The sequence below is a fragment of the Planococcus maritimus genome, from assembly GCF_001592825.1.
In the GTDB taxonomy this organism is placed as follows: Bacteria; Bacillota; Bacilli; order Bacillales_A; family Planococcaceae; genus Planococcus; species Planococcus maritimus_C.
In genome coordinates, this window is sequence record NZ_LTZG01000019.1 from 1 (window position 1) to 416 (window position 416).

The 416-nt window shown below is 45.2% G+C and carries 1 protein-coding gene; it reads right to left on the reverse strand.

Annotated elements, in window-relative coordinates; genetic code table 11:
• A partial coding sequence (locus tag AY633_RS10415) for a phospholipase D-like domain-containing protein (RefSeq protein WP_260804560.1) occupies window positions 1-416 on the reverse strand: 416 nt, incomplete at both ends.

Below are 416 nucleotides of genomic sequence, written 5' to 3' on the forward strand. Positions count from 1 at the left end.
AATGGTGATATCGTATATAAATGCATTAACCTCAAAATTCAGCCTGAAGCTTCGGACATCAATGTTGGCTGTGCCGACTGACGCGATTTCGTCATCCACCACGATGGTTTTCGCGTGAATAAAGCCGTTATCGTAAATATAGACAGTGGCTCCGGCTTTCAGCAGATCGCCGATATACGAAAGTGTCGCCCAGTATACAAAGGCGTGATCGGGCTTGTTCGGAATCATAATGTTAACGTCAATGCCCGAAAGGCAAGCGATCCTTAAAGCATCCAGCAGGCTTGCATCTGGGATAAAATAAGGTGTTTGTATCAAAATGGAACGCTTGGCGTTTGAGATCATTTTGATGTAGCCATTTTTAATTTGTTCCCATTCCGAATCAGGGCCGCTTGTGACAATCTGCATCCCGACGTTGC